The following is a 9,480-nucleotide window of genomic DNA, read 5'->3' on the forward strand; positions in this document are numbered from 1 at the left end:
CTTGGTTCAGGCGGACTACAGAATAAAGAATCCAGATTAACTTGCGATTTGTCCCAATAAGTTTTCAGCACTATTCACGCTTTCCATATCGTAAAGTTCCCGGTTGTAACAAACAATTTGTGCTACCAACTTTTGATGATATTGCTGAGCTTTTGCCAACATAGAACCCTGGGAACGCCGATAATTGACAACTACTTCTCTCGTTCCCAAAAAGGGAATATTGTGCTTGTGGCAGTTAACCCAAAACTCCCAATCTTCGTAACCTTCTTTCATCCCAACTTTGTACCCGCTGACCAAATCCAAAATAGATTTGTGATAGAGTGAAGACGGGTGAATCATGTTAGATTGCTTGATATTTTCCGGCGAATACAAGTCGTAACTGGGTACTATGCGATTTTCAGTGCCAAACATTTGATAAGAACCAAATGCTACGCAAGGTGCCTTTGATTTTAAACATATTTCTAAAAGGTCAGTCAAGGCGTTTTCAGCTAGGATATCATCGGCATCTAAAGGCATGATGTATTCACCGTTTGCGGCTGCTAGACCAGCATTTCTAGCACTTGAAAGCCCTTGATTTGTTTGTTCTACAAGCGTAATTTGATATTGGCAATTGGCTACTATTAAATTTTTGGCAACTGTGCTGGTAGTATCTAAGCTGCCGTCGTTGACAATGATAATTTCCCAATTTTTGTATGTTTGGTTAATCACGCTAGTTACTGCTTGCAGCAAAAAATGAGATTGATTGTAGCAGGGAATAATCACAGATACCAAAGGTCGATATGCCAATTGTGGCGATGCTGAAACTTGTTTGACACTTTCTGATTGTAAATTCTGTGCCGATTTTCTAGCAGTTTGCAAGCTGTAAAAATAAATTTTGGGATGGACGATCGCTAATTGATTCAGATCGGTATTTTGATATTCATTTACTAACCTCGGATATCCCGACAAGTATTGTTGTTTAACAAAAATCAAGATATTCTGAGCGTACCAAGGCTCTACTTTGTCATTGTTCCATATTTTTTTTCTCAAGCAGTCAATAACTGCATAGCCGTTTTTCTGAAAGTAATAAACCCAATATTGTGGCCACTGTTCGTTAACGTGTTCGACGCCTCCTTGAAATGGTATCGCGGCAGAGAACAGAATCACCGGTGCTAGTTGAGTGAGAGAATTAACAAAGTTTTCGGCACAGGTAGCCGGCAAATGTTCGGCAACTTCCAGAGAAATTGCTAAGTCAAACTTTCTGTTTATTTGCAGCGGTTGCTTTAAATCGGCGGATTGGAACTGATTTAAAGGAATTTGTAAAATAGTGCGATCGACATAATCGCCATCTATTCCCAAACAATCAGCAATTCCCAACTTCTGAAACGCAGCTAACCAACTTCCCGTACCGCAGCCCACATCTACAACACTTTTAGGTAAAGTCGGTTGCAGCAAGTCTAACAGCAGGGGAATAATTTCTCTAGCAGAAGTGCGAGTTCCTTCTCCGATTAATTGGTAAAAATCTCTTGTATAAGATGACTGTTGGTTTTGATTACTTTGGCTGGCTGTTTGAGAATTAGTTGTCTCTAAACTGCTAATATTGTAACCGTGCAAATGTGCTGGCAACTGCCAGGAAATATTAGGGTCTGGTTGATGTTTTACTGGCTCGACATTGCCCCGCCAAGCAGCCCCCATAATTTGCATTGTTTGATATACTACTGTTTGCCATCCCCTTTGCTTCAAGTAATCTAAACCTTTACCAACATCTGGAGCGGTTAAGTCGTGAAATAAAATTATTGCATCTTCCTCAGCCAATTGTTCGCAAACAATTGCGTCATTTAATGGCCCATCACCTCCGTGTTCTCCGTCAATAAAAATTAATGACCATTTGCGGTTGAATTGAGCGGCAAATTCTTCGACTCTTTGGGGGCTGTAGCCTGGTATTAGCTCGACTGATGTTTGAACGCCAGACGCATTGAGAGCGCCTTGAATTGAATCGATGACGCTTTGTCTGATGTCTTCTCTTTCTAATAGCGGATCGACGACATCTAATTCAACTCCGGCGAGTGCTAAATGACAAGCAGACCAACCCAGCCAGCAGCCGATTTCTAAGGCTTTTTTACCTTTGAATTGTAGAGCTGTATTGTAAAGGATGTGTGCTTCGTCGCGATTCAAAAACCCGATGAATGGATAGCGCTTGTCTGCATACCAATTATGCGGAATTTCCCGGCGCAAATAAGGCCAGTTACTCGTATTTGGATCGGCAATAATTATATGGGGGAAATAGGAGTCAGGTAGAATTATTTGGAACCCTGGGGAGACATAATCCCCTGGATGTAATAAATTATTTTTGCTAATTTCAGGTTGTTGGTAAGTCATTTTTGGTTCTTGAAATATTGGTATTGCTGGCTGTTTTTTAGGTTGATAGCGGACGCTAATTTCCAGTATATCGCCGTCAGTTGCCATCAATTGTACTCGGTCAAACTGCTGGCGGCCAGCTAAATGCAAAATGCCGATCGCCTCCTGCGGCAAGTACGGCTCCACAAAACAGCCTCGCTGCTTGTCCCAAACCGGAAAACCGTTGAATATCCAATTGCACCAAGCTGGGAGCATTTCAGTCAGATTGAACAATTCGCCACTGTAAACAGCGAGGTTGAGGGCAAATTGATCGGTCATGACACAGCCGGATCTTTGCAATCCTTGATTGATTTTTTCCGCCCAGATTTCCCAGTGCAAAGCATCTTGTCGGAGTGCGAAAACTCCGGCATTTAATATCGGATAACTGTAGAATTTATTAGCAATTTCTTCACCAAAGTTAGCTTCATATTGTTGATAAACCCACGGCCAAAACTGAGGAAGTTGCCCGTACTGCTGCAAGCTCGCCCTGTGAACTTCGGGAACAATTGCCAGCCCCCGGCGCGATGCTCCTTCAACCAACAAATTAATTGCTCTCCAGTCTTGAACCCAAGCATCCGCATCTATCCAAATGTATATATCAAAATTGGGAAAGTATTTTCGCAAACAAGGTCTAACTAATAGCCCTTTTAAATGTTCTGGAGCTTCATTTCGGCCAGGAAAGTCAAAGTCCCAATCCGGCTTTTGAATGATATTAACTTGTGTTTCCAGCCACTGCAACTGTTCGGGAGTGCAGCCTAGATCGAAAAAGCCGATCGCCACATTTTCACCCTCTGGTTTTTCCCGCACCGATAAAATAGTACCTTGCACCAATTCAAAGTAATTTGCATCGGCGGCCGTGATGATGATAATCTGCATAAATATAGGATTTCTGGTTAAGGAATGGGCGTTGGGGATTGGGCATTGGGGATTGGGCATTGGGCATTGGGCATTGGGCATTGGTTATCTGTTATTTCATAATTGCTCATTCTTCCTTCTTCCTTCTTCCTTCTTCCTTCTTCCTTAAATTATACTATCGAGGAGGAATTGTGAAAAACCACAAAGGGAAAGTTTATCTAGTCGGTGCGGGGCCCGGAGATTGTAACTTGATGACAGTGCGATCGCACAAACTGCTATCCCAAGCCGAAGTCTTAATCTACGACGCCCTCATCGACATCCCGCAACTCGAATTAATCCCAGCAAGTTGTAGAAAAATCGAAGTCGGTAAACGCGGAGGCAAACCTTCCACCCAGCAGCAAGAAATTAACCGTTTGCTGGTAGAATATTGCCAACTAGGAAAACAAGTAATCCGCTTAAAAAGTGGCGATCCGTTTATTTTTGGTCGTTCTAGTTCCGAAATTCAAGCATTAATCACAGCGGGCTGCGACTTTGAAGTAATACCCGGAATCTCCTCCGCATTAGCGGCACCTTTACTAGCAGGAATTCCCCTCACAGATCCGGTGATGAGTCGCTGTTTTGCAGTGATGAGCGCCCACGAACCGGATGCTTTGGAATGGGAAGCATTAGTGCAGATAGAAACTTTGGTAATATTGATGGGAGGGCGCAATTTAAGCGAGATAATTTGGCAATTGCAAAAGCACGGACGATCTACCGACACTCCGATCGCCATTATCCGAGATTGCGGCCGCCCCGAACAGCAAATTTGGCTCGGCACTCTCTCCAACATTGTACAGCAAACAGCAGGTCAATCTCTATCGCCTTGCGTGATCGTAATTGGGGAAGTAGTTAGATTGCGCGAATATTTAATTCAGCCAGAAAGCACAAATATGATCGATACATCAGTCACCATTAATAACAGCAAATTGCCATTAGCAGGAAAAACCATTTTAGTCACGCGATCGGTTTCTCAGTCGGCTGAATTTAGCGATCGACTCCAGCAACAAGGAGCCCGCGTGATCGAAATGCCCGCCTTGGTAATTGGGCCACCGTCCACTTGGGAACCATTAGACAGTGCGATCGCACAATTGTCAAGCTTTCACTGGTTAATTCTCACTTCCCACAACGCTGTAGACTGCTTTTTTCAACGATTACAAGCAAAAGGCAAAGACGCCCGCAGCTTGTTTGGCATTAAAATCGCAGTTGTCGGCAAAAAAACAGCAGAAAGTTTGCGATCGCACTCTCTACAACCAGACTTTATTCCCCCCAACTTTGTCGCCGATTCCCTCGTCGAGAACTTCCCCTGGCAGGGCGGGCACGGGGGCACCGCCCCTACAAACTGCAAGATTCTATTTCCGAGAGTAGAAAGCGGCGGCAGAGAAGTTTTAGTTAAAGAATTCACCGCCAAAGGAGCGCAAGTAATAGAAGTGCCAGCTTACCAATCTTGCTGTCCCGAAACAATCGATCCGATCGCCCTATCCGCACTCCAAAACCAAGCCGTAAATATCATAACATTTGCCAGTTCAAAAACTGTGCATAACTTTTGCAATCTCATAGAACAAACCCCGGAATTGTCCCGATATCAGGATTGGCTAACAAATGTTTGCATCGCTTCGATCGGGCCGGAAACTTCCAAAAGTTGTCAGAAATTATTGGGTAAGTTAGATGTGGAAGCTAAGGAATATACCTTGGATGGGCTGACTGAGGCGATAGTCCAATGGGTTGCAGAATATCAAAATGTATAAGTGCGATTGAACAGTAGTTGATTCTCTAATCTGTTGGTTGTAAAATTGTTGTAATCTCATTTAACAAAAGTAATCTGCAAGGACACGGCAGTGCCGTGTCCCTACAGATAATCGCGTACAATCTCTAGGTTGCAAGACTTTTATGAATTCGGATAAAATAGTGGTAAAATAACTAGGAGAAAAGAAACATGACCGCCAAAGACCAACTTCTCCAAGAACTAGACCAAGTACCAGAACCTATGTTGAAAGAAGTGCTTGAGTTTGTACTAGCCCTGAAGGCAAAACAGCCTGTAAAATCAGAAAAAAGTGATGTTTGGAACGCTTACCTAGCATCTAAAAAAGAACGAGAGGAGGTTTACCGTCGCCTTGCCAACTCCTAAATTTCTCTCTCTAGATGAAGTGCTAGAACTTCATGACGACCAGATTTCTAGCTTTGGTGGCACTCCCGGCGTCAGAGACGAAGGCTTGTTGGAGTCGGCTTTGGCTCAACCGCAAGCAACTTTTGGCGGTCAATTTTTGCATCCAACGATTAGCGAACAAGCTGCCGCCTATCTCTATCACCTAGCGATGAATCATCCGTTTATTGACGGTAACAAGCGATCGGCTTTTGCGGTGACAGATACCTTTTTGCGTTTGAATGGTTGCGCTCTGAATTTGACGGACGATGGAGTATATGATTTAGTCATGCGAGTCGCGCGGGGAACGATGACTAAGGAAGAATTAAGCACCGAGTTTGAGTCATGTATTGTTGAGTTTTAATAAGTAAGTTGGGCAGCCTTCATTGAGATTAAGTAAGGTGCGCCCATAAGCACCCTACAGCGAAAAAGGGAATCGAGGAACAAAAAAGCGAGTAAAATTATCACTAAAGAACAAAGCCGAGATCCTTTGCGTCAAATCAGTAATAAAACTACACAGAAAAAAAGCACAAACCGCCGATCGCCCTTCCTCCACCAAATCCCGCTACCCAGCTACTAATTAGCAATAGCCATGAATATAAATTTTTCTCGTTACGACACCTTAACCACCCTGCTAGCAGGAACTACCGCAGCCTTAACCATAGTCATCAGCCAACCCGCGATCGCCAAAACCCCCCAAGAAGTCGCCAGCATTGCCGGGCCGCTGACAGTACAAATTAATAGTTCCCTCGGAGACGGTTCTGGCGTAATTATTGCCAAAAACGGCAAAACTTACACAGTTTTAACAGTCAATCACGTCGTAGAAAAAGCAGACGTGAAATACACCGTTCGCACGTCTCAAGGCAAAAACTATCAAGCAACCTCCGTCACCCGTTTGCAAACCGCCGAAACTGACCCGGATTTAGCCGTAGTCAAATTTGAAAGCCCCGAAGAATATCCAGTCGCGACGATCGCAGATTCCGATCAAGCCGTCATCGGCAGTCAAATCTTCGTTTACGGCTATCCCGCTACGGGCGGACTTTTTGGCGCCGCACGAGAACCAGAACTCTCTCCGGGACTCGTTACCAGCCGCCCCAGCAACCGCCCGGAAGGTTACACTTTGCGGTATCAGGCCGTAACCTGGAGTGGCATGAGTGGCGGCCCAGTTTTTGACTCCGAAGGCCGAGTTATCGGTTTACACGGACAAGGCGAATTCGGTTTCGCCCAAACGAGTTCCGGCGAAGTCGCCCCGATTAAAACCGGATTTAATGCAGCAGTTCCCATCAATACATTTATCGCCAAGCTAGTGGCGGCGGGAATCAACAAATCCGAGTTGAAAGTAGACAATACTCCCCCAACCAGTGGCCCGGTATCCACCGCCAATCCGCAAGATGCCCAAGCCTATTATTTTCGAGGACTTTCGCTGTTAGATCAAGGAGATGCTTGGGAGGCGATCGCCGATTTCAACAGAGCACTCGCTTTCAAGCCCAAATATACCCCTGAATTGTATTTTAATATCGGTAATGCCCGCACTTTCATCACCGCCAGCGTGCCCCAACTCGGTCCCACACGCGGTTCCACTGCTATTCAAGCATACACGCGGGCGATCGAAGCCAATCCCGGTTTTGCCGACGCTTACTACAACCGAGCTTTAGCTTACCTGGACAACCAAGACCAACCGGAAGCAATTGCCGACTTTCAAAAAGCAGCAGAACTTTACAAGCAAGGCGGAAGAACCAGCGCCTATCAAGACGCAATTAACAGAATCAAACAGTTGCAATAAACTTAGCCTTTAAGAGTTCAAACATCAAAATGAAGCTATTCATTTTGATGTTTGAATTTCCAACTAGGCTAATTAATATAATCAGCAACTACCATGAACGTAAATTTTTCCCGTTTCGACACCTTAACCACCTTGCTAGCAGGAACTACGGCGGCCCTAACCATAATCATCAGCCAAAGTGCGATCGCCAAAACTCCCCAACAAGTCGCCAACATTGCCGGGCCGCTGACAGTACAAATTAACAGTTCCCTAGGAGACGGTTCTGGCGTAATTATTGCCAAAAACGGCAAAACTTACACAGTTTTAACAGTCAACCACGTCGTCGAAAAACCCGATCTCAAATACACAGTCCGCACCTCCACAGGCAAAAACTATCAAGCAACCTCTGTCACCGGGCTGCAAACAGCCGAAACAGAGGCGGATTTAGCCGTAGTCAAATTTGAAAGCCCCGAAGAATATCCAGTCGCGACGATCGCAGATTCCGACACAGCCGTCATCGGCACTCAAATCTTCGTTTACGGCTACCCCGCTACGGGCGGACTTTTCGGCGCCGAAAGAGAACCAGAACTCTCTCCCGGACTCGTTACCAGCCGCCCCAGCAACCGCCCGGAAGGTTACACTTTGCGGTATCAGGCCGTAACCTGGAGTGGCATGAGTGGCGGCCCAGTTTTTGACTCCGAAGGCCGAGTCATCGGTTTACACGGACAAGGGGAATTTGGTTTCGCCCAAACGAGTTCCGGCGAAGTCGCCCCGATTAAAACGGGATTTAATGCAGCAGTTCCCATCAATACTTTTATGGCGAAACTGGCGGCGGCGGGAATGAACAAATCCGATTTGAAAGTAGACAATTCTCCCCCCACCGCAGTTCCCCTATCCACCCTCAACCCAAAAGACGCTGAGGCCTTTTATTTTCGAGGACTGGTGTACTTAGATGAGGGATCTACTTTCGAGGCGATCGAGGCTTTCAACAAAGCACTCTCTTTCAAACCTAACAACACACCGGAATTGCATTTCAATATTGGTAATGCCATCACCATCGCCAGCACTCCCGATACACGCACTAACCCGATTCCAGCATACACGCGGGCGATCGAAGCCAATCCCGGCTTTGCTGACGCCTACTACAACAGGGCTCTAGCCTACCTAGATCAAAAAAACCAACCGAAGGCAATTGCCGACTTTCAAAAAGCAGCAGAACTTTACAAACAAGGCGGCAGAACCAGCGCCTATCAAGACGCGCTCAACAGAATCAACCAATTGCAGTAAAATTAGAAGTTAAGAATTAAGAATTAAAAATGGGATTAGTCATTTTTAATTCTTAATCAAGTTCATACAAACAGCAGGTAAATAACAATGACTGCTATCACCTTAAACCTCAACTCCCTGATTAAACTAACTTCAGAACAGTTTTATCAACTGTGCGAAGAAAACCCGGAATTGAGACTTGAACGGAACGCCAAGGGAGAATTAATTGTCATGCCGCCAACCGGAGGAGAAACGGGAAGAAGCAACTCAAAATTCAACTTACAGATTGGACTTTGGAACGAACAAACCCAACTCGGTGAAGCCTTTGATTCCTCAACAGGATTTACTCTGCCCAATAAAGCCGATCGCTCTCCCGATGCGTCTTGGGTAGAGAAATCTCGCTGGGAAGCTTTGACACCTCAACAAAGAGAAAAATTTATCCCGCTTTGTCCCGATTTTGCTGTGGAAATTCTCTCCCCAACGGACAGCTTAAAAAAGACTCAGGAAAAAATGCAAGAGTATATGGAAAATGGCTGCCGTTTGGGTTGGCTGATTAACCGCAAAAAACGCGAAGTTGAAATTTATCGCCCCGGTCAAGATGTGGAAGTTTTACAATCTCCTCTCACCCTTTCTGGGGAAAATGTTTTACCGGGATTTGTTCTCAATTTGCAAAAAATTTGGAATTAGCCGAATTCAATTTTGACTTATTATATCATCTTTAATAAAATAACCGTTACCATTTCCTAGTGAGGAATGCAAGTCAGACCGAGTTGGATCTGGACTCTGGGTTCTCACTACGAACCATTTTTATTATCGTTCCAGCGGACATAATATTAGCTGGAAATGTGATAAAATTATGAGTAGCCATAAAATTAACAGGCTAGAATTATGGTTCCAACAATTCCAGCTACAAATGTCACATGAGAATAATTAAAAACACTTTTTGACCTGCCACTTGTCACAGACGGGAGCATCTCAATGAAAGCAGCAAAGCTCGAAATTGGAATTAGGAGTCAGGAGTCAGGAGTCAGGAGGAAAGAAG

General features: G+C 44.8%; 7 protein-coding genes. 6 read left to right on the forward strand and 1 reads right to left on the reverse strand.

All coding sequences use genetic code 11. From position 1 onward, the window contains the following. Positions 1-36: 36 nt before the first annotated feature. Entirely contained in the window at positions 37-3,333 is a 3,297-nt protein-coding gene (locus QUB04_RS19555) for a glycosyltransferase (RefSeq protein ID WP_333286856.1), read from the reverse strand. Between the two features lie 89 nt (positions 3,334-3,422). On the opposite strand from QUB04_RS19555, the gene cobA reads away from it, so the two are divergent. From cobA to QUB04_RS19585, 6 genes are all read left to right on the forward strand, one after another. Next, positions 3,423-5,015 (forward strand): uroporphyrinogen-III C-methyltransferase, encoded by a 1,593-nt coding sequence (cobA, locus tag QUB04_RS19560; protein WP_333286858.1) that lies wholly within the window; start codon positions 3,423-3,425, stop codon positions 5,013-5,015. A gap of 188 nt (positions 5,016-5,203) precedes the next feature. Then, a complete protein-coding gene (locus QUB04_RS19565; protein ID WP_333152845.1) occupies positions 5,204-5,395 on the forward strand; it encodes a DUF2281 domain-containing protein in 192 nt (63 codons plus the stop codon). After that, a complete protein-coding gene (locus QUB04_RS19570; RefSeq protein ID WP_333286861.1) occupies positions 5,382-5,774 on the forward strand; it encodes a type II toxin-antitoxin system death-on-curing family toxin in 393 nt (130 codons plus the stop codon). The genes QUB04_RS19565 and QUB04_RS19570 overlap by 14 nt, the downstream gene beginning before the upstream one ends. 228 nt (positions 5,775-6,002) lie before the next feature. After that, on the forward strand, positions 6,003-7,193 hold the full coding sequence (locus QUB04_RS19575) for a tetratricopeptide repeat-containing serine protease family protein (protein ID WP_333286863.1): 1,191 nt from the start codon (positions 6,003-6,005) through the stop codon (positions 7,191-7,193). 93 nt (positions 7,194-7,286) lie between these two features. Then, entirely contained in the window at positions 7,287-8,459 is a 1,173-nt protein-coding gene (locus tag QUB04_RS19580) for a tetratricopeptide repeat-containing serine protease family protein (protein WP_333286865.1), read from the forward strand. Between the two features lie 87 nt (positions 8,460-8,546). Next, the gene (locus tag QUB04_RS19585) at positions 8,547-9,125 is read left to right on the forward strand and encodes a Uma2 family endonuclease (protein WP_333286867.1); all 579 of its coding nucleotides are present in this window, start codon (positions 8,547-8,549) and stop codon (positions 9,123-9,125) included. Positions 9,126-9,480: the final 355 nt, after the last annotated feature.

The sequence above is a fragment of the Microcoleus sp. D2_18a_B4 genome, assembly GCF_036702475.1.
GTDB lineage: Bacteria > Cyanobacteriota > Cyanobacteriia > Cyanobacteriales > Microcoleaceae > Microcoleus.